Below are 18548 nucleotides of genomic sequence, written 5' to 3'. Positions count from 1 at the left end.
CCGTTTGAACTTTTCTCTATCCGTCCCACATTTGTCCTGGCGGTATTTCCCTAATATTTCTCTATTTTTAAAACCTAAACTTAATTTATGAAGAAACTATTTGCTTGGGTCATGATTGGCGCAATGGTTATGAGCCTTCGAATGCCTAACCCACCGGAACAAACACCAAACTCACCATTATGGATGCGTTACCCCGTTATTTCACCCGACGGAAAAACGATCGTATTTATTTACAAAGGAGATATTTACCAGGTGTCTGCCTCAGGCGGAACGGCTTCTCCTGTCACTTTAAGCGATGCATATGATTTCATGCCGGTATTTTCTCCGGATGGAAAAACCATTTATTTCGCATCAGACCGCCACGGGAATTTTGATGTATTCTCTGTGCCCTTACAGGGTGGAAGTACCAAAAGACTGACACTCCATTCCAGCAATGATTATCCTCAATGTGTTTCCCCGGACGGAAAACGGGTTGTATTCATTGCTGCGCGTATTGACAATGCAGCTATGTCACAATTTCCATACGGCGCTTTGGGAGAGATCTATTCTATAGGAGTCGAAGGTGGTCGTGAAAAACAGGAACTTTCAATTACTGCTGAGAACATTCATTGGAACAAAGCAGGAACCAAAATGATCTTCCACGATAAAAAAGGATACGAGGATAACTGGAGAAAACACCATCAGTCATCTGTAACACGCGATGTCTGGATGTATGAAAAGAGCGGTGATAAATTCACGAAACTGACAGATTTTGAAGGCGAGGACCGAAACCCGGTTTGGACGAACGACGAAAGCAGTATCTATTATTTAAGTGAGAAAAGCGGTTCTTATAATGTTTGGAAAATGAATCCTAGTTCACCAGGCTCAGCGACCCAGGTTTCCAAATTTGATAAAAATCCCGTGCGTTTTCTTTCGGTTTCCGAAAACAATACGCTTTGTTATGGTTATGACGGGGAGATTTACACTCAAAAAGAAGGTCAGAACCCTGAAAAGATCAGTATTCAAATCAATGCTGAGGACCGGAATGCAGATACTAAAAACAAAGTAGAAACCGGGAGCGCTTCGGAAATTGCCGTTTCTCCCAACGGAAAGGAAGTTGTCTTTACCAATCACGGGGATGTTTTTGCTGTTTCACTGGAAAATGGAGTTACCAAGCAAATTACCAATACACCGGAAGAAGAGCGAAACATCAGTTTCTCACCCGATGGTAAAGCTGTTTTATATGCTTCCGAAAGAAACAAGATCTGGGGAATTTATCAAACGAGCATGATCCGGAAAGAAGACAGCTACTTCTATGCCTCCACTCTTTTAAAAGAAGAAGCACTGATCGTAACTGAAAACGAATCTTTCCAACCGCAATATTCTCCGGATGGTAAGGAGATCGCTTTCCTTGAAAACAGAACTGCAGTGAGTGTTTATAATCTCGCCAGCAAGAAGATCCGCAATGTTCTGCCTTCAACAAAAAACTATTCATACAGTGACGGGGACCAAACTTTTAACTGGGCACCCGACAGTAAATACATTTTGGTCTCTTTCCTACAGGATGGAAATTGGCACGAACAGATCGGACTGGTAGATGTGACCGGCAGCAAACCGATGCTGGAACTGACTCAGAATGGATTCTCAAACGGCGGACCAAAGTTCCAGATGGATGGAAAAGCAGTCTTATGGTTCTCGAACAGGGATGGAATGAAAAATGTAGCCAGTCATGGTTCACAACAGGATGCATACGCCATCTTCCTGGATCAGAATGCTTATGACCTTTTCAAAATGAAAAAGGCTGATTACGAACTTTGGAAAGAACAAAAAGAGAAAAACGATAAGGAAAAAGAGAAATCCAAAGAAGCTGAACCTGCGAAAAAAGGAAAAGGTGAGAAAGCAGATTCCAGCAAAAAAGCAGAACCCCTGAAAATTGATCTGGACGGATTAATGGACCGCCAGGTGCGTTTGACAGAGAACTCTTCGTTCCTGCAGGATGCATTCCTGGATCCAAAAGGAGAAAAATTATACTACCTGACTCCGAATGAGGATGGGACCAACTTGTATGTACGCAACTTCAAAGATCGTGAAACAAAGATGCTCATTCCGCTAAAGGCAGGTGGCGTCTGGAGCACATCGATGGATAAGGAAGGTAAAAACATCTATGCCGTTATCGAAGGAAAATTAACCCGCCTGGACCTGGAAAAGGGAGAACGCAAAGACATTCCGTTCAGAGCAGAGCGCACACAGGACAGTTATGCAGAGCGCGCTTACCTTTTTGAGCATATGTGGAGACAAGTGAAAACAAAATTCTATGTGGAAGATTTGCAGAAAACCGACTGGAATTATTACAAAACAACTTACTCCCGCTTCCTTCCGCATATCAACAACAATTATGATTTCGCTGAAATGTGCAGTGAATTATTGGGTGAGTTAAATGCATCACACACCGGATGCCGTTACTATCCGCCTCGTGAAAATGCAGATGAAACAGCTCAGCTTGGCATCATTGCAGATGAAAGTTTTACAGGAACAGGAATCAAAATTGCCGAGGTATTGGATAAAGGACCTTTAGTAAGTTCCGAAACAAAAGTAAAAGCCGGAGCGATTATTGAAAAAATTGACGGTGTAGAGATCAAACCCGATCTGAATTACTATTCGCTTTTAAACCGGAAATCAGGTAAGACGGTTTTGCTTTCAATCTTTGATCCTGCAAGCGGAAAGCGCTGGGAAGAGATCATCAAACCAATCTCTGCAGGAGCGCAAAGTGAATTACTTTATCAGCGCTGGATTAAACGCATGCAGGCAATGACTGAAAAGTTATCCGGCGGAAAACTGGGCTACATGCATGTCCGTGGGATGGATGATCACAGCTACCGTGAGTTCTACAACCAAGTAATGGGTAAATACATCAATAAAGAAGCCTTGATCGTAGATACCCGGTTTAATGGCGGCGGCTGGCTGCATGACGACCTGGCGACCTTCCTGTCTGGAAAACAATACATCAATTTTGTACCAAGAGGACAGAAAATCGGAATTGAGCCCGGTTCCAAATGGACCAAACCAAGCTGTGTGATCATGGGAGAAGGAAATTATTCCGACGCACACATGTTCCCGGTTGTTTACAAAACACTGAACATTGGAAAACTAATCGGAATGCCTGTTCCCGGAACAGGAACAGCCGTTTGGTGGGAAAACCTGCAGGACAACTCCCTGGTATTCGGAATTCCACAAGTGGGCGTAATGACCATGGACGGAAAATATTACGAGAACAACCAATGTGAGCCGGATTTCAAGGTAGCCAACGACTACAACACCATGTTGAAAGGCGAAGACGCACAATTGAAAAAAGCGGTTGATGTATTATTAGGAAGATAAACCGATCAAAATAGAAATCCCCGGCACTTCGACTACGCTCAGTGACCGGGGATTTTTTTATGTCTCAACAACTTCACTAAAACTATTTCCCAAAACGGTATCCCAATTGCATATTAACATTGAAATCAAGTCTTCCAAAGGTTCCGCTACTCTTATTAATCCAGTCTATGTCAGACATAAAATCAGATTTCCGAACGGAATAAATACCTGGGTTGAAACTAACAGATGACCCTATATAAAATCCTTTCCCGATCTGCCATTCCAATCCGTAACCAATACTAAGGTTAACCCCCACTTGTTTGTAGTTATAAGGGTATCTTGAAGTAATCACTCCACTCCCGTTATCCTGTACCGTATTAGAACTAGTGGTTGAAAACCCGATTCCACTATATAAATACGGTACAAAGCGGTTTCCAAATCCATTGAAATAACGTTTGTAATTGAGATTCACTCCAAAATATCGGTGAATATCCATATGACCTGATTTTAAAAGTGAAAACTGTGGCCCCAGTTCAAATTGGTTTTTTCCATGGGTGTAAGTCAGCATAGGCAGTAAACCCATGGTCTTATTTCCACGATACACAGAAACATCTGTTTTATATCGGTCCATTGTTAATCCGGCACTCACTCCCCACCGACCTTTTACCGATGGTGGATTTTCAATTTGGGCAAATGTTCCGAAACTCGTAAGAAAAATTGCACCGGACGCACCGATGACTTGAAACAATTTAGGCAATTCCATAGATATAATTTAAATGATAGGTCTCAAACTTAAGATGTCAAAAGAAATCGACTGGAATATTTTGGCTTAATTTAACGAGCTCCGGACCGAATTTAGGATTTACTAACAGTTGAGTTTTCAATACATCAATTTTGTACAGAGGACAGAAAACCGGAATTGAGCGGTTCCAAATGAACAGAACCAAGCTGCGTGATCATGGGAGAATGTGTCTGGGTATTTCATATCAGAATCAATTTTAAACACCAATCAATCAGCAGATTTATTGCTTTATACCTTTCACTCGCAGGAATCATTACAAAGAACCTATATTCGATGAATCACCTGCTTAATTGAATGAGTATGAAAACAGCATTTTTACTTTTAGCTCTTCTTGGGATCGGTTTGCTCCCTGCCTGTAAAAAGGAAAAAGAAAACACACCGAATAGCGGCATGTTGATGGGCACTTATAAATTGACCGGTCTGTATTATTATTCTCCGGGTGATGATGGAGAATTCCAAACGGTTACAAGTGAAAAAACGGTTACTTTTCATTCGGACGGCACCATCACTTCCAATGGAAATCTATGTATTCCCGAAACAGATGCCTTATCTCCATCCTCCGGAACTTATTCTCATTCAAACAAAACAATTACTGTCACCAATTGCGATGGAATCGAGTATAAACTAATTGGCTATACACTAATTATCGGGCATGGTTGCTGGGAGCAGTGTAAATCCAGGTTTATAAAAATTTAAAAAACGAACTAGTATTCCTTTGCACAATTATAAATTCAGAAGGAAATGCCGGAATCTGTTTAGAGAGTTGACCTTTGTCCTTAACTTTGGGTCAATTGATTTTAAACATGGAGAAAACAGACAAGACCCTTAACTGGGACGAATTCATGCGAGTCGAAATGCGAGTCGGAACAGTTATTTTCGCAGAACCATTCCCGGAAGTCCGGAATCCTGCATATAAGATCACCATTGATTTCGGGGAATTCGGCACCCGGAAAACTTCCGCACAGGTAACCGATCTGTATCAGCCGGAAGAACTTATCGGGAAACAGGTCGTTGCCGTTATCAACTTTCCTCCCAAACAAATTGCCAATATGATGAGCGAATGCCTGATCCTGGGTGGAATTGGCGAGAACAAAGAAGTTACTTTACTCCAGCCGGAACGACCGGTGAAAAACGGAACACGAATTGGGTAATTGAAAATGTAAAATAAAGAATTGAAAAGATTTTAAATTCCGTTCCAATCCTTATCAATTTTACATTTTCATTTTTTTATTCTTAGTGCCTGAACCATATGCCGTTGGTTGTGATAGATCACAAAACGGAAGGTATCTCCCAATTTCAATTTGATAAGCTTTGAAATACTGATCGCTGTTTTCGTTTTATTCAGGTTAACTTTGCGGGCTTCCTCCAATAAGCGAAGCATTTCGTTCTGCTGACCGATGAATTCCTCTATTACTTGTTTATCCAGTTTACTATTCAGTGGATTCATATTCTTAAAAGTCTTCATCTTATTCAGTTTTTCCTTAGGAAGCATGCTGTTTGCAAAATAATTCCCCAGCCAGCCACTTTTGAACACGGACTCATTCTTCCCCCTTTGGAGGGGGATTGAGAGGGAGGATGACGAAGATTGTTCTGAAATCCGTTTTGCAATTTCAGGAAGATAAAAACGTCCGTATAAATTCAAATGCTCAAGGCATTCCAGCACACTCCAACTCTCCGGATCCTGTTTATAATTGAGGGTCTGTTCCGCCAGGTCTTTGAAGGCTTCGGCTTCCCGGATCAGTTGTTTTGTTCTGTTTGTCAAATCAACCAGGAGTACTTCCGTCTGTATTTTCATGATCTTTTTTTTTTGACAAAGGTCCTGAAACATAGGCCAAAAAACATTGATTGAAATCAAGACTTTTTTAAGCGGGAAAGTGTTTCCGGAGTCATTCTCAGGTAATTTGCAATATGCCTGTTAGGAATTTCCTGGAACAAGGCCGGACTTCGCTTCAATACGCGTTCGAAACGTTCTTTGGGAGAAGCTGTCAGGAGATCCTTTTCACGTTCAATTTGTTGAATCACCAGGTCTTCAAGGATCTTAATCCACAATTTCAAATGATTTTCATCCCGGGATATAAAATCCATGAAGCCTTTTTTCGGGATGACCTTCACACGCGTTCTTTTGATCGCCTGGATCACGAATTCCGAAGGTTTTCCGGTTAAGAACGAATCAAGAGAAACCAAAATATTGTACTGATAACCAAATCGGATGGTCCGTTCTTCGAGTTGATCCCTCACAAATACCCGTAAGCTCCCTTCTTCTATGAAATAAATGTTGGTATCGGTACTTCCGGCTGTTTTCAGAAACCCATTGCGTTCAACGGTGATTTCCTTTTCTACCAGTTTATTTGCTTTGATCAGTTCGATCAGGTCTGCAGGTTTCATCCTATCCGGGAGAGTGTTAATGAATACTTAAAGGAATATCATATAATTTATGAAAGGACAGCTTATCCCAGTATCCACGCTGAAAGACAATTTTATCGTCAATAACATGGAAAAAACCACAGCCGCGCATTTCCTTCGGATCAACCCATTCCATGATCGCCCACTCCCCGTCTTCAAAAATATTTTCCGGGATACAAACCATTTCGGCATGCGTGAATTCCCGGACAAACATCTCCCTGATAGCTTCCTTCCCGATCACCGGTTCATTAGCCACCTGGTGGTTAACTGCATTTTCAGCATACAATTCAGCCAGTTGCTCAGCATCTGCCTGGTTGAACAAGAGAATCCATTTCTCTAAAACTTCTTTGGGTGTCATATCTGATAATCTTTCCTATTTAAAGATACAAAAAAGTTCAAACCGACAGGAAAGTAATGGCGTTTTGCATGCGAAATCAGGCATGAAGAGTATTCGCAAACTGATCGCTTCGGATCGAGAACGTAAGATGGAACTTCAGTTTTTCTGCCGCGACGGACTCTTGTTAAATCCTTCACACTCGCATACATCCTTCATACTATATCCATACTTGATCCATACTTGATCAGTACGTGATCTATATTGAGTATTTGCCATAGTAAGCTATATTATTAAAATTTGGTATAAACCCCAATATTAACCTACGACACAACCTGTAAATCCTGCAAATTTTCAGGGAAGGTATATAACACATTCCCGGCAGGTTCTCGTCAAATTTGAGAAAGGCCACAGTATTTGCAGTGCGGCTTCCGATAGTCAATATTCATTACTAAAAATAAATCTTATGTTTCATCACGTAAAAGAATTACAGTTTAAAGCACGGGTTTCGAAACCGGATCCGCGTTTTGCCCGCTTGTTATTGGAACAGTTCGGCGGACCCAATGGAGAACTCAAAGCGGCCATGCAGTATTTTGTACAGGCCTTTGGCTGCAGGAAACCCTATCCGGATAAGTATGATATGCTGATGGATATTGCCACGGAAGAGTTCAGTCACCTGGAGATTGTCGGGGCAACTATTCAGATGTTGCTTACCGGTGTGAATGGCGAATTAAAAAATGCAGCGGACGAGTCTGATCTGAATAAATTGCTGGACGGAACAGCTGCTAAAGAAACCTATATTCACGATGCATTGGTAGATCCGCATTTCTTCCTGGTGAGCGGAGGAACACCAACTCTGACCGACAGCAACGGGAATCCATGGTCAGCAACCTACATAATGGGAATGGGCGATCCAACGGTGGATATGCGCGTGAATATTGCAGCAGAAGCAACTGCCAAACTCGTTTACGAGAACCTCATGAAATTTACGGATGATGTGTATGTGAAAGAAACCCTGCGTTTTTTAATGACACGTGAAGTGGCTCATCTGCAGATGTTCCAGGCAGCACTGGAAAGTATTCAACCGAACTTCCCTCCGGGTATTTTGCAAAGCGATCCCAAATTTAGCAACAAATACTTCAATATGTCGGAAGGAAGTTTTTCCGGTCCATGGAACGAAGGGAAAAGTCCGGAAATGGGTGAAGAATGGCAAGTTGTTGAAGAACCGGTGCAACACATCAGAGATACGGAAAGTCTGCTGAATGAGAAAGCTTCAGGAACTAACCGGACAGAAAAATCCGTGCAAGAAACCAATAAGGCTTTAAGTGCAGAACGCAAAGCGGAGGTTGATTTGGCTACTTTGCCTAAAAATGGGGAATACAACTGGGATATCGACCCGGATAAAGCATCCAAAAAGAAAAAGTCTGGTGGTAAATAATCGCAGAAAGGATCGCGCAGATCTTCCGTGTGATTAATACTCTTTCAATAATCGAACTGCTGATGCACTGACAATTGAGACTGCATCGGCAGTTTTTTTCTCACGAAACAAAGCACTATGCCCGAAGGTCCGTCTATCGTTATTTTAAAAGAAGAAGCCCTGAAATTCTCGGGAAGAAAGATCCTGGAAGTGAGCGGCAACAGCAAAATTGATCAGTCCCGCCTGGAAGGACAAAAGGTTCTCGCATTTGCAAGCTGGGGAAAACATTTCCTGGTCTGCTTCACCGGCTTCACCCTCCGGATCCATTTCCTGCTGTTCGGCAGTTACCGGATCGATGAAAAGAAACCGGACGCAGCGGCGCGTTTGTCCTTTACTTTTGAGAACGGTGAACTGAATTTTTATTCCTGTTCGGTGAAATTCCTGGAAGACGACCTGGATTCTCATTACGACTGGAGTGTCGATGTAATGAATGATGCCTGGGATCCCGGAAAAGCGAAAACAAAGCTCAAAGAACGTCCAAACATGCTGGTTTGCGATGCCTTGCTGGAACAGGATATTTTTGCAGGGGTCGGGAACATTATCAAGAACGAGGTCCTCTACCGCATAAAAGTCCATCCGGAATCACTGGTGGGGAAATTGCCAGCTGCAAAACTGAACAAGCTTATTGAAGAAGCCCGGATCTACAGCTTCCAATTCCTGGAATGGAAAAAACAATACGAATTGAAAAAACACTGGCTGGCACATACCAAGAATTGGTGTTTGCGCTGTAACCTGCCGATCGTCAGAAAAATTACGGGTGTCAAAAAACGCCGCAGTTTCGTCTGTGCGAACTGCCAGAAATTGTATGTGTAAATAATTTATTGAAATATGATGTAAAATGTAGGGACGCGGTGCATCGGGAATTAATCACAATTGATACCCTGACTTAATTTTCTACCACAAATACGCAAATTATTGGCTTCCGCCGCGGCGGACACTCGCTTTTGAACCAAATAAGCAATGATTAATACTGTTTATGAGATACGGAGGCGACTGGTAAGCGCCTCAAACATTGTGTCTCTATCGAAATACATTTCGATGAGCCGCAAAAGAAAAATCCCGACGAACCTTTGGTTGTCGGGATTCAATTTCCTGCGGAGAATGTAGGATTCGAACCTACGGTACCTTGCGGTACAACAGTTTTCAAGACTGCCGCAATCGACCACTCTGCCAATTCTCCGCGACAAAAGTAGTGCTATTTTCCTTTTTGACAAGTATTAATTGAAAAAAAAATAAAAGTTATTTACTTGTTACCTGAAAATCAGCACCGTTTAATCAATGATTTTTCTTTTATCAGTATTCCATTTCGGTAAATCCTTTCAAATTCATTAACTTTACAATAACTATTTTTAGAATTATGAAAAAGCCACTTTTGGTGATTTTGACTTTATTGATTCTCGTTTCAAATTCTTTTGGACAGAAAAATCAGATGAAAGCATTCATTGATTATAAAAGTTACTATTCACCTGAACAAGGACCATATATCGATCTGCAGTTTCAATATGCAGCATATACTATCAAATTTACAGCCGTTGACTCAGCGCTACAGGCAAAGATTGCCGTTTCTACCATCGTAACCAGCCAGCCGAGCGGAGATACTGTTTACACCAATGCTTTTGCATTGGAAAGTCCTAGAATGCGCGATTCGATCGTGGAAGATTTTTTTGACAATATCCGCATTCCTCTGCAGCCCGGAAATTATATTGCGCATGTAAGTTTAATGGACCTAAACGGAAAAGACAAAACCCTTGACGGACAACTTGAGATCACGATTCCGGACCATTTCACAAAAGTATCCACTTCAGACATCCTAGTTGCAGAAGTTGCTTCACCAAGCAACAATATGGAATCTCCTTTTCAGAAAAGCGGTTACGAGATTATCCCCAGAATCTCCAACTTCTATAATCAATACATGACAAATATTCCCTATTACGTGGAATTATACAATACGAACCTGATCCAAGACAGCAGCTTCGGATTGAGACAGCAAATTGTTTCTACCCAGACAAACCAAGTAATGCCCGGCTTTTCGCGTTTTACAAAAATCAAACCCAGTCCGGTTGTTCCGATCCTTAGAAATATAGACATTTCAAAATTGCCTTCCGGGTCTTATCACCTTACGTTGGAGATCATTGACCGCAACAGCAAAACAATCGGTCAGACGACTGATTACTTCTTTGAACGCATCAATGATATTGAACTTGCGGAAACTGTAGATGAGATCATCCTCGATCCCGCATTCCAGGCTTCCATTACAGATGATTCGTTAAAGTACTACCTGGCAAGTTTGATTCCTATCGCACGACCTGCAGAAGTGAAATCCATTATTAAAACACTGAAAGCAAACAGTCCTGATTTGTGCCGCAAACACATTCAGCAATTTTGGGTTCAGACATCCGGGGCAAATGCAACTTCCCAATGGCTGATCTACAAGAAAAATGTCATCCTGGTTCAACAGAATTACGGGAACAATTTCCAGGACGGATTTGAAACTGACCGCGGAAGAGTCTTCCTGCAATACGGACAGCCGAACACGATCATTGTGCGCGAAACTTCCCCATCGGAATACCCGTATGAGATCTGGCATTATTACAAAATCAAAACATTCAGCAATAAGCGCTTCGTCTTCTACAACCCCGACCTTGTAAACAATGCATACCGTTTGCTTCATTCGGATATGGTCGGAGAGCAGCAAAATTACAAATGGCAGGAAATGCTCGTAAAACGAAACAATTCAAGCAACAGTGTTGACAACACAGAAGGAAACAGTCAATACGGAGGAAACAGCAACTACTATTACAAACAAGATTAACCTCATCTGTGCAAAATCCTGATATTGCCGTTGTCATTTTAAATTGGAACGGCTTACATTTCTTAGAGCAATTTTTGCCGGAAGTTATCATGCATTCCAAACCATTTCGCGTGGTCCTGGCAGATAATGCCTCGACGGATGGTTCCGTAGCCTGGACGAAAGAACATTTTCCAGACCTGGAACTGGTAGTCAACAGTTCAAACGGGGGATTTGCAAAAGGCTACAATGATGCTCTGAAACAAATTAAAGCAGATTATTATGTCCTGCTCAACAGCGATGTGGAAGTAAGTGAAAACTGGCTTCTACCTTTGGTTGAAACAATGAATAACAAAGAAGTTGCCGGTTGTCAGCCAAAAGTTCATTCGTTCAAATTGCGCGACACCTTTGAACATGCCGGAGCTTCGGGAGGTTTCCTGGACAAATACCACTACCCTTTCTGCCGCGGGCGAATTATGGACCATGTAGAAAAAGACGAAGGTCAATACGATTATCCTTCCAAAATATTCTGGGCTACCGGAGCGTGTTTAATGATCCGGTCGGAGATCTATTGGGAAGCTGGAGGTTTGGACGAGCGCTTTTTTGCCCACATGGAAGAAATCGATCTTTGCTGGCGAATTCAACGAATGGGACTTCATTTTGAAGTAAATCCGCTGAGTGTGGTTTATCACGTCGGTGGTGGAACGCTTAATTACATGAACCCCAAAAAGACTTTCCTGAACTTCCGGAACAGTCTTCTGATGATCCACAAAAATCAGCGCACCGCATTGACCTATGTACTTTTCAGGAGGTTTTGCTTCGACGGACTTGCAGCTCTTATCTTTTTACTGAAAGGGCAATTTCCGCATTTCGGTGCCGTGTTTAAAGCCCACATGTCTTTCTACAATCACCTTCCATCTTCCATCAAAGAGCGCAGGAAATGGAAGAAACTGGACAAAAAAATACCCGTTTCCTTCTACCGGGGAAGTATTCTTTGGGCACTTTATATTCAAAAGGTTACTAAATTTAAGGATTTGAACCAACGAAAATTTGATCTTTAATGAGTTCTGCCTTAGCAATCTTTTTAGGAGGATATCCGCATCCGGTTAGAGAATTATTTCTTGAAGCCCAATTTTTACTTGAACGCGAACTGCCCGGCAGTCACCAGGAATTGGATATTCCGGCAAAGATGCTTGCTTTCAGCTATGGACCCGGATACAAAGGAATGGTTTGTGTGCTTCTCCCTTCTCAAAGAGGAGTAAAACTCTCTTTCAGTAAAGGAGCAGAACTTTCGAATAAGCACGGTTTACTGGAGGGGGCAGGAAAAAAAACACGGTACGTCGAACTGAGTTCCAGCTTACTCAAAAAACCGGAACTTCTCGAACTCATCCGAAATGCAAAGCTGTTCCACGAAATGACTTCCGGGAGTTAATTTGTCTTAAATCAAAGACCAAGCTGTCTGCTCTTTCTTAAATTTACCACATGAAAACAAGTTTGTTTCTTGGACTTTTTATCTTTATTGGTCAGCAGGTTATTCTTGCTCAAAATACTATACCCTATCAACTGAAACAGGAAAAACAATGCATTATTCTGCCGAACGAACTTCACGAGGTTTCCGGACTAACAGTTATTGACTCCAAAACACTGGCTTGTGTTCAGGATGAAGCCGGAATTGCGTTTCTGTTTGATCTGACCACACAAACCGTCAGCCGCAAAATCCATTTCGCCGGACCGGGGGATTATGAAGGAATTGCTCCTGTTGGAAAAGACCTTTATGTTTTGCGCAGTGACGGTGTGCTTTTTCAAATCCACGATTTTACCAAAAACAATCCTGATATTGATTCTATTGAAACCGGGATTCCAAACAAAGACAACGAAGGCTTGTGTTTCGACAAAGAGAACAAACGCTTGCTGATCGGTTCAAAAAGTAAAGTCGGGAAAGGTCCTGCTTATAAAAATCTGCGCACAATTTATGCTTTTGATTACCGCAGGAAACAATTGGTAAAAAGTCCTTTGTACACCTACGATATTACAACCATCAAAGAATTTGCAGAATCAAATCAGATTCAGCTACCTACAAAGGAAAGCAGGAAAAATCCGGAAGAGCAGGAAGTTGCTTTGAAGTTCCAGCTTTCAGGCCTATACATTCATCCGAAAAGTCAATTACTGTACGTTTTAAGTGCCTCCGATTACTATTTATTCGTCTTCAACCAACAGGGGCAGATTCAGCATCTGGAAGTTTTAGATCCTCAAAAATTTAATAAAGCAGAAGGAATTGCCATTATGCAAAACGGCGATCTCTACATTTCCAACGAAGGTCAGGCCGGCAATCCGAAAATCTTACTCTTCTCCGAAGAAAAGAATTAACGATTAAACCTGACGGAACTCTTAACCCTGTTTGTTAACTGGAATTGAGCCCCGAAAACCACGTCATACTCCATGAAGAAGAAATGCTGTTTCGCTTTGTCGGCAGGATCTGTAGTTGTACGGATATCCGGCATATGAATAAAGCCGTATTTCGCTTCAGCCTGGATAAAGAAATACCTGAAGAAATTCAACTTCAATGCTCCAACCAAACCAAGCCCGTAACCCGCCAGATGAAACTCATCGTGTCTTTGATTTCCTAAAAGCGTTGTGTTTGTTCGCGGTACCAATACTCCGGCACCTACACCATAAGCAGTACTCAAATTAAAACCTCTCACATTGATCAGGGCATCGGATCTTCTTATTTCCGCGTTCAAATAATTCAAACCATCCGTGTGTTCGAACATCAGGAATGAAGTATCCATCACCATTGGTTTGTGGTCGTAAGCACCATCATAAGCAGTTCCGGAATTCTCAATATTTCCTTCCATATCAACTGTCTGCATGCTTTTCATCACATATTTCATGTGGTCTGCCCCGATTGAGATTTCGTACTTATCCTTCAGGTAATAGCCAAACCTTAAGTTGTATTGTGGAATCGTCATGGTAGACGGGTTCAAATACAAATTCGCCCGGTATAAGGACTGGCGGTCATTTGCGATGACATTATTTAACTTAAAATCGTATGATTTACCCCAAAAGGTGATATCTGATTTGGTGTAAGCACTCCGGTTCCAACCCCAGTAAACATAAAACGAGCCTTTTTTATTCGGCTTCCATATTTCGATTTTTTGGGCAATAGCAATAGGTGTGGCAATAGCCAGAGCTAGAAGGAGAGCTGCAGATTTCATTTTTTAAGTTTGCCGTAAAATTAGAAATCTTTCACGAAGTAAACGTTAATTTCGATAGATTTCCATCCAAGTATGCTCAATATGAACCTATTCTGCTTCCGATTGTAAACAGGTATATGAAAAAATTCGCCCTTCTTATTGTGTTTTTGGCTTTCTGCGGAATCCTATCTGCACAAACGTCAACCCAATGTGTTATTAAAGCACCGAGCAAGCTTGAAAAAGAAGCTGACAGTGATCAAATCCAAGTACATTTTGAGAGTACCTGCCCGCTTCTTGAATTAGAAATCAAAGTCATAAGCCGCTGGGGAAATGTACTCTATATTTCCAATCAATTGGATCATCTTTGGCAGGGACAGGAAAAAAATCCCGGAACCTATTTCTTTACTATAAAAGGAACTTTCCAGGACGGAAGCAAGATTGATCAAAACGGGTTTTTCCAGTTATTGTGACTTCACATTAAAAAACCGTAGAGTAAATCACCCTACGGTTTTTGTTCGCAGTAAACGGGTTATAGGTATGTGTTTAATATTTGAAGAAACACTGGATTGATTTCCCGTCAATTGCTGCGCCCTGCTGCGCTGATGCATTTGAAGGATCAATCCGATAGATGTGAGCGCTTGTACCTGTATTCACTGAAATAAATACTTTGCCATTTTCGATATGGAATGGCGTGTAATATTGTCCGCCGTGTGCAGGAACATCATTTACCAATGTGAACGTTTGGCTATTCAGATCCAAGACAGCAATCTTACAGATCGGGTTATCAATACTGAAAGCTCCCCACATTTGATTATCACTTCCTGTTGGAATTACACGAGCTACCACTTTCCCGTTTCCAACATATGTTCCCGTAAGCATTTTATAACCGTAAGACTCAATGTTGAAGAAATAACTGTTATCAAATTGCTGCTGGCCTGCATTGATCTTCAAAATCCCGGAAGGTTTTGTAGACTGTGTAAATCCTGCTGCCAATGAACAAGTAGAGAAGGTATAATGATTTCCGTTTTCGTCCACGATCATTGCCGGAGAACCACCGTAATACCCAATCGGGCCGGTACGCGTATCTTTAAATGTTGAAACATAGTTCAGACCCGGATAAGTGTACACATTTACATAAGCTGTGTCTGTTTGAGGAGTATCCCATGAAGCTCCATGAAGCGGGTAGTAAGACACGAACAATTTCCCGTTCTCGATGTATGTCTGTGTCGGCCACATATTCAATTGTGCCATTGTATCGTTGTACAGGACATTCAACACCACATTTTGTGTGCTTGTTATCGACATTGAACCCGGGTTGATCGTCTGGAACTTACAATCATATGAACCTCCACCCCAAGGCGCACTTACCGCAAATACATTTCCGGACGGATCGTTGGTCAATGCATCCAGGCGGTCAAACACAAAACTTCCGGTAGATGACAAGCTGCTGTTTGCGATCTGGTATCCCGTACAAACATTATTGGTGTAATCTATTGCCAAATACTTATTTCCTACCTGGTGGTAATACATCCACCCCATTTGCTCCATTCCGTTACCTGTAGCCGAAATTGTTCCGGACATCAGATCTGTTGCAGTTACCAAATATTCGGCATCTGCACCGGCACTGGTGGTTTTCAATCCCAAAACATATCCTGAAGAAGGAATCAGTGTTTCCTCTTCAGTCGGTTTTTTCTTTTTACATGAAGCAATTGTTGTCATTCCCAAAAGGGAGATTACAGCAATTACAAGTGTACTTCTTGTTTTCATTTTGACTTTTTTTGATTCTAATTATTGTTTTTGCAGGTAGTAGCGAAGCTTGACATTAAAACTTCTGCCCGGTTTTTGAATCCGGAAATTATCGTAGCACATCGCATCAAAGAGATTCATACAGGATACGGAAACATTGTACCGGCCTGCATGACTTGTGAAACTAAGGGAAACATTACTCACCACTTGTCTCGGGATAATGAATTTTGAATTTAAAGATCCAAGACTCGGCCATTTCAGATAAAACTCTTCGATGTAAGAAGTTGTCCAGTTGAATCCGACACGCTGTTTGTGCTTCCCGAATTGCTTTGAGTTATATGTGAAGGAACCGTTCCCGAACAGGTACGGAGCATTGGGCAAACGATCCAGGTACAATTCATCCGGTTCCCCGTTTGGTTTCAAAGAAGCATTCAGAATGTTCTGGTAAGTAGCATTGAATTCCACTTTGAATTGGTCGTTATAAGAATAACTGATCGCTCCTTCAAAACAATTCACCTTTGCCTGGCTCAGGTTTTCGTAACGGGAAGTAATTCCAATAGCCACCGAGCGGATTAAATTTTCAGGCAAACGGTACATGTAATTGAAGTCGACATTCACCAAATGCTTTTTGAAACGTTTTCCAAAGAGAAAGCCGGCATTGAAGTTCTGACTTTTCTCGGGCTGCAAATCCGGGTTGGGAAGCTGCAACAATCCATCTCCAAAAACTTCATGTCCTTCCGGCAGTCGGTAAGTATTTTCATAAGAAGCTTTCAACTGCAGGTAGCTCAGCACGAAGAAACTGCTTGCGATGCCATATCCCGGCAATTGAAATTGGTTATCTGCCCTACGAACTTCACCGGTATTATCATCTGATTTATACAGAACCGAATTCATGTTAAACATCTTCCCGAAAACCGAAGTTGTCCAACGGTCGCGGAATAGTTTCAACTGGTAAGCAATTCCCGTAAAGTTCTTCTCCAAAATATTCGGATCCTCAAACGGAAGCGGATCAACCTTCAGCGGATCGCTCCCTACCCTCCTGACACGGGAATACGTATTATTCAAAGTAAACTGATGGTATTTTCCCAGTTTGTAATTCAAAGTTGCAACTGCCAATCCAGCCTGGTCATTAAACCTGTAAAGGGTTTTATACCAGTTCAATTCTCCCGAAGTATTCGACAGAGATTTAATCGTGTGATTACCGCTCCAATCATAGATCCGGGAACTCGTATCCACTGTCATTTGCTCGATGGTACTATAAAGAGCCGATACTTTTAAACTCAAATTCCGGATGAAGAGGTTGTTCTTTTCGTATTTCAGGGTTGGGATCAAACTCTTTTCCGTGCGGTGTACTTCGCCTGCAACAATAGTCATGTTTGCTCCCTGCTGTACTTCTTTATATGTGGTATTCGCAATTAAACCAAACAAGAAACGGTCAGCCCATTTTTTATTGACCACGCCAAATTCCAGCATCCCGGTTGCAGATTTGAAAGCATCATTGAAACGGGGAACAGAAGTAGTCTGATCATCAATCTTCCCTGTCTGCTTATTAAATAAATTGATATCGACCTTGAAATCATTGTCCGAATAATTGTAAAATGCGCTTGCGCTGACAATGAACCCCTTCTTGGTGGTGTATCTTCCTACCAAGCTTACCTGGTGCGTATTGAAAGACCCAAAGCCATATGAAACATCCAGGAAATTTTTAATGCCGTTGTTTGTGACGATATTGACCGCGCCGCCCAAAACATCCGACCCCAAATTGATCGGCACAACCCCTTTATATATTTCAATCCGTTCCACGTTATTAACCGGAATTGCATTGATACTGAAAGATCTTCCCATTACATCAGTTGGTAATCCGTCAACAAAAAAGCGCACCTGGTTTCCAGTAAAGCCACTCAGTGAGAAAACAAAATCGGAACCCAGGCCACCGCTTTCACGAATGCGGACCCCGGTTGACTGGTTCAAGACCTGGTTGACATTGAGATTCAAGTTCTGAACCGGTTTCATGTCAATCGATTCCACAGCAAAGGGCTGTTCTTTCACCTCCTGGACTTTGGATTTAGCTAAAATTGTTATTTCATCAATCTGGGCAATTTTGATCACTTTTAAAACTCCCAAATCAAGTGCCGGCTGATTCAGATCAACTTGTTTTTCTACAGGCTCATGCTCTGCGCTCTGTGTTTTCAACACGTATTTCCCGAATGGAATATTTGAAAGCAGGAACTTTCCGTTTTCGTCCGTCGTTGCGATCAATTCCGTCCCTTCCAATGCAATGGTAATAAATGGAACTGCCTGATCATTATCGAGAATCTTCCCGCTTATCACTCCGTTTTGAGCAAACAAAAGCGGACTTGACATTAAAAGAATAAAAAGAAATATATTTTTCACAAAAGTGTTGTTTATCTGGCTTCAGATATTTTTTGCAAAATTACATTCCGTTTCAGGCTTGAACCAATACCGTT

17 protein-coding genes and 1 tRNA gene are annotated in these 18548 nt (G+C 41.8%); 10 read left to right on the top strand and 8 right to left on the bottom strand.

What is annotated here, in order from left to right:
• Positions 1-87 precede the first annotated feature (87 nt).
• Positions 88-3357, top strand: coding sequence for a S41 family peptidase (locus K0S23_RS05795; protein WP_300355490.1), 3270 nt, complete (start codon positions 88-90; stop codon positions 3355-3357).
• Positions 3358-3439: 82 nt separating this feature from the next.
• On the opposite strand, the gene K0S23_RS05790 is transcribed toward K0S23_RS05795, so the two are convergent.
• Positions 3440-4099 (bottom strand): hypothetical protein, encoded by a 660-nt coding sequence (locus K0S23_RS05790; protein ID WP_300355488.1) that lies wholly within the window; start codon positions 4097-4099, stop codon positions 3440-3442.
• 339 nt (positions 4100-4438) lie between these two features.
• Between K0S23_RS05790 and K0S23_RS05785 the strand changes: the two genes are divergently transcribed.
• The gene (locus K0S23_RS05785; RefSeq protein ID WP_300355486.1) at positions 4439-4834 is read left to right on the top strand and encodes a lipocalin family protein; all 396 of its coding nucleotides are present in this window, start codon (positions 4439-4441) and stop codon (positions 4832-4834) included.
• Between the two features lie 107 nt (positions 4835-4941).
• Positions 4942-5289 carry a tRNA-binding protein gene (locus K0S23_RS05780; RefSeq protein ID WP_300355484.1) on the top strand — a complete coding sequence of 116 codons (348 nt, stop codon included), beginning with the start codon at positions 4942-4944 and terminating at the stop codon, positions 5287-5289.
• Between the two features lie 68 nt (positions 5290-5357).
• Here K0S23_RS05780 and K0S23_RS05775 read toward each other — a convergent pair whose 3' ends face one another.
• From K0S23_RS05775 to K0S23_RS05765, 3 genes are read right to left on the bottom strand one after another with little or no spacing between them, the layout of a single operon-like run.
• Entirely contained in the window at positions 5358-5933 is a 576-nt protein-coding gene (locus K0S23_RS05775; RefSeq protein WP_300355482.1) for a DinB family protein, read from the bottom strand.
• Between the two features lie 56 nt (positions 5934-5989).
• Positions 5990-6523, bottom strand: a complete 534-nt coding sequence (locus K0S23_RS05770) for a cyclic nucleotide-binding domain-containing protein (protein WP_300355480.1) — start codon at positions 6521-6523, stop codon at positions 5990-5992.
• A gap of 16 nt (positions 6524-6539) precedes the next feature.
• The gene (locus K0S23_RS05765) at positions 6540-6899 is read right to left on the bottom strand and encodes a nuclear transport factor 2 family protein (RefSeq protein ID WP_300355478.1); all 360 of its coding nucleotides are present in this window, start codon (positions 6897-6899) and stop codon (positions 6540-6542) included.
• A gap of 442 nt (positions 6900-7341) precedes the next feature.
• Between K0S23_RS05765 and K0S23_RS05760 the strand changes: the two genes are divergently transcribed.
• Together K0S23_RS05760 and K0S23_RS05755 are read left to right on the top strand one after the other, a co-directional pair.
• A complete protein-coding gene (locus tag K0S23_RS05760; RefSeq protein WP_300355476.1) occupies positions 7342-8313 on the top strand; it encodes a manganese catalase family protein in 972 nt (323 codons plus the stop codon).
• Positions 8314-8430: 117 nt separating this feature from the next.
• Positions 8431-9165, top strand: coding sequence for a DNA-formamidopyrimidine glycosylase family protein (locus K0S23_RS05755; protein WP_300355474.1), 735 nt, complete (start codon positions 8431-8433; stop codon positions 9163-9165).
• A 282-nt stretch (positions 9166-9447) separates the two neighbouring features.
• Here K0S23_RS05755 and K0S23_RS05750 read toward each other — a convergent pair.
• Positions 9448-9532 (bottom strand) — tRNA-Ser (locus tag K0S23_RS05750).
• Positions 9533-9709: 177 nt separating this feature from the next.
• On the opposite strand from K0S23_RS05750, the gene K0S23_RS05745 reads away from it, so the two are divergent.
• Genes K0S23_RS05745 through K0S23_RS05730 form a run of 4 tightly spaced genes read left to right on the top strand, consistent with a single transcriptional unit; the run spans position 9710 to position 13507 of the window.
• Entirely contained in the window at positions 9710-11164 is a 1455-nt protein-coding gene (locus K0S23_RS05745) for a GWxTD domain-containing protein (RefSeq protein ID WP_300355472.1), read from the top strand.
• Positions 11165-11172: 8 nt separating this feature from the next.
• The gene (locus K0S23_RS05740; RefSeq protein WP_300355470.1) at positions 11173-12201 is read left to right on the top strand and encodes a glycosyltransferase family 2 protein; all 1029 of its coding nucleotides are present in this window, start codon (positions 11173-11175) and stop codon (positions 12199-12201) included.
• On the top strand, positions 12201-12572 hold the full coding sequence (locus tag K0S23_RS05735) for a hypothetical protein (protein ID WP_300355468.1): 372 nt from the start codon (positions 12201-12203) through the stop codon (positions 12570-12572). Before K0S23_RS05740 ends, K0S23_RS05735 begins: the two co-directional genes overlap by 1 nt.
• 50 nt (positions 12573-12622) lie before the next feature.
• Positions 12623-13507 carry an SdiA-regulated domain-containing protein gene (locus K0S23_RS05730; protein ID WP_300355466.1) on the top strand — a complete coding sequence of 295 codons (885 nt, stop codon included), beginning with the start codon at positions 12623-12625 and terminating at the stop codon, positions 13505-13507.
• On the opposite strand, the gene K0S23_RS05725 is transcribed toward K0S23_RS05730, so the two are convergent.
• Positions 13504-14355, bottom strand: a complete 852-nt coding sequence (locus K0S23_RS05725) for a hypothetical protein (protein ID WP_300355464.1) — start codon at positions 14353-14355, stop codon at positions 13504-13506. The genes K0S23_RS05730 and K0S23_RS05725 overlap by 4 nt on opposite strands.
• Before the next feature lie 116 nt (positions 14356-14471).
• On the opposite strand from K0S23_RS05725, the gene K0S23_RS05720 reads away from it, so the two are divergent.
• Positions 14472-14804 (top strand): gliding motility-associated C-terminal domain-containing protein, encoded by a 333-nt coding sequence (locus tag K0S23_RS05720; protein ID WP_300355462.1) that lies wholly within the window; start codon positions 14472-14474, stop codon positions 14802-14804.
• A 73-nt stretch (positions 14805-14877) separates the two neighbouring features.
• On the opposite strand, the gene K0S23_RS05715 is transcribed toward K0S23_RS05720, so the two are convergent.
• Together K0S23_RS05715 and K0S23_RS05710 are read right to left on the bottom strand one after the other, a co-directional pair.
• On the bottom strand, positions 14878-16101 hold the full coding sequence (locus K0S23_RS05715) for a DUF4374 domain-containing protein (RefSeq protein WP_300355460.1): 1224 nt from the start codon (positions 16099-16101) through the stop codon (positions 14878-14880).
• A 21-nt stretch (positions 16102-16122) separates the two neighbouring features.
• Complete coding sequence (locus tag K0S23_RS05710) at positions 16123-18474, bottom strand: TonB-dependent receptor (RefSeq protein WP_300355458.1); 2352 nt, start codon at positions 18472-18474, stop codon at positions 16123-16125.
• Between the last annotated feature and the right edge of the window lie 74 nt (positions 18475-18548).

It is taken from the genome of Fluviicola sp. (genome assembly GCF_029266855.1).
Classification (GTDB): Bacteria; Bacteroidota; Bacteroidia; order Flavobacteriales_D; family Crocinitomicaceae; genus Fluviicola.
Note: the sequence above shows the minus strand (reverse complement) of the source record. Positions and strands in the feature narration are given on the sequence as shown.

What these genes read in the sequence shown, in the direction of transcription:
- K0S23_RS05775 (WP_300355482.1), bottom strand. Translation starts at nt 5,933, where the DNA reads ATGAAAATACAGACGGAAGTACTCCTGGTTGATTTGACAAACAGAACA.
- K0S23_RS05745 (WP_300355472.1), top strand. Translation starts at nt 9,710, where the DNA reads ATGAAAAAGCCACTTTTGGTGATTTTGACTTTATTGATTCTCGTTTCA.
- K0S23_RS05720 (WP_300355462.1), top strand. Translation starts at nt 14,472, where the DNA reads ATGAAAAAATTCGCCCTTCTTATTGTGTTTTTGGCTTTCTGCGGAATC.
- K0S23_RS05715 (WP_300355460.1), bottom strand. Translation starts at nt 16,101, where the DNA reads ATGAAAACAAGAAGTACACTTGTAATTGCTGTAATCTCCCTTTTGGGA.
- K0S23_RS05730 (WP_300355466.1), top strand. Translation starts at nt 12,623, where the DNA reads ATGAAAACAAGTTTGTTTCTTGGACTTTTTATCTTTATTGGTCAGCAG.
- K0S23_RS05770 (WP_300355480.1), bottom strand. Translation starts at nt 6,523, where the DNA reads ATGAAACCTGCAGACCTGATCGAACTGATCAAAGCAAATAAACTGGTA.
- K0S23_RS05755 (WP_300355474.1), top strand. Translation starts at nt 8,431, where the DNA reads ATGCCCGAAGGTCCGTCTATCGTTATTTTAAAAGAAGAAGCCCTGAAA.
- K0S23_RS05785 (WP_300355486.1), top strand. Translation starts at nt 4,439, where the DNA reads ATGAAAACAGCATTTTTACTTTTAGCTCTTCTTGGGATCGGTTTGCTC.
- K0S23_RS05725 (WP_300355464.1), bottom strand. Translation starts at nt 14,355, where the DNA reads ATGAAATCTGCAGCTCTCCTTCTAGCTCTGGCTATTGCCACACCTATT.
- K0S23_RS05780 (WP_300355484.1), top strand. Translation starts at nt 4,942, where the DNA reads ATGGAGAAAACAGACAAGACCCTTAACTGGGACGAATTCATGCGAGTC.
- K0S23_RS05735 (WP_300355468.1), top strand. Translation starts at nt 12,201, where the DNA reads ATGAGTTCTGCCTTAGCAATCTTTTTAGGAGGATATCCGCATCCGGTT.
- K0S23_RS05765 (WP_300355478.1), bottom strand. Translation starts at nt 6,899, where the DNA reads ATGACACCCAAAGAAGTTTTAGAGAAATGGATTCTCTTGTTCAACCAG.
- K0S23_RS05795 (WP_300355490.1), top strand. Translation starts at nt 88, where the DNA reads ATGAAGAAACTATTTGCTTGGGTCATGATTGGCGCAATGGTTATGAGC.
- K0S23_RS05790 (WP_300355488.1), bottom strand. Translation starts at nt 4,099, where the DNA reads ATGGAATTGCCTAAATTGTTTCAAGTCATCGGTGCGTCCGGTGCAATT.
- K0S23_RS05760 (WP_300355476.1), top strand. Translation starts at nt 7,342, where the DNA reads ATGTTTCATCACGTAAAAGAATTACAGTTTAAAGCACGGGTTTCGAAA.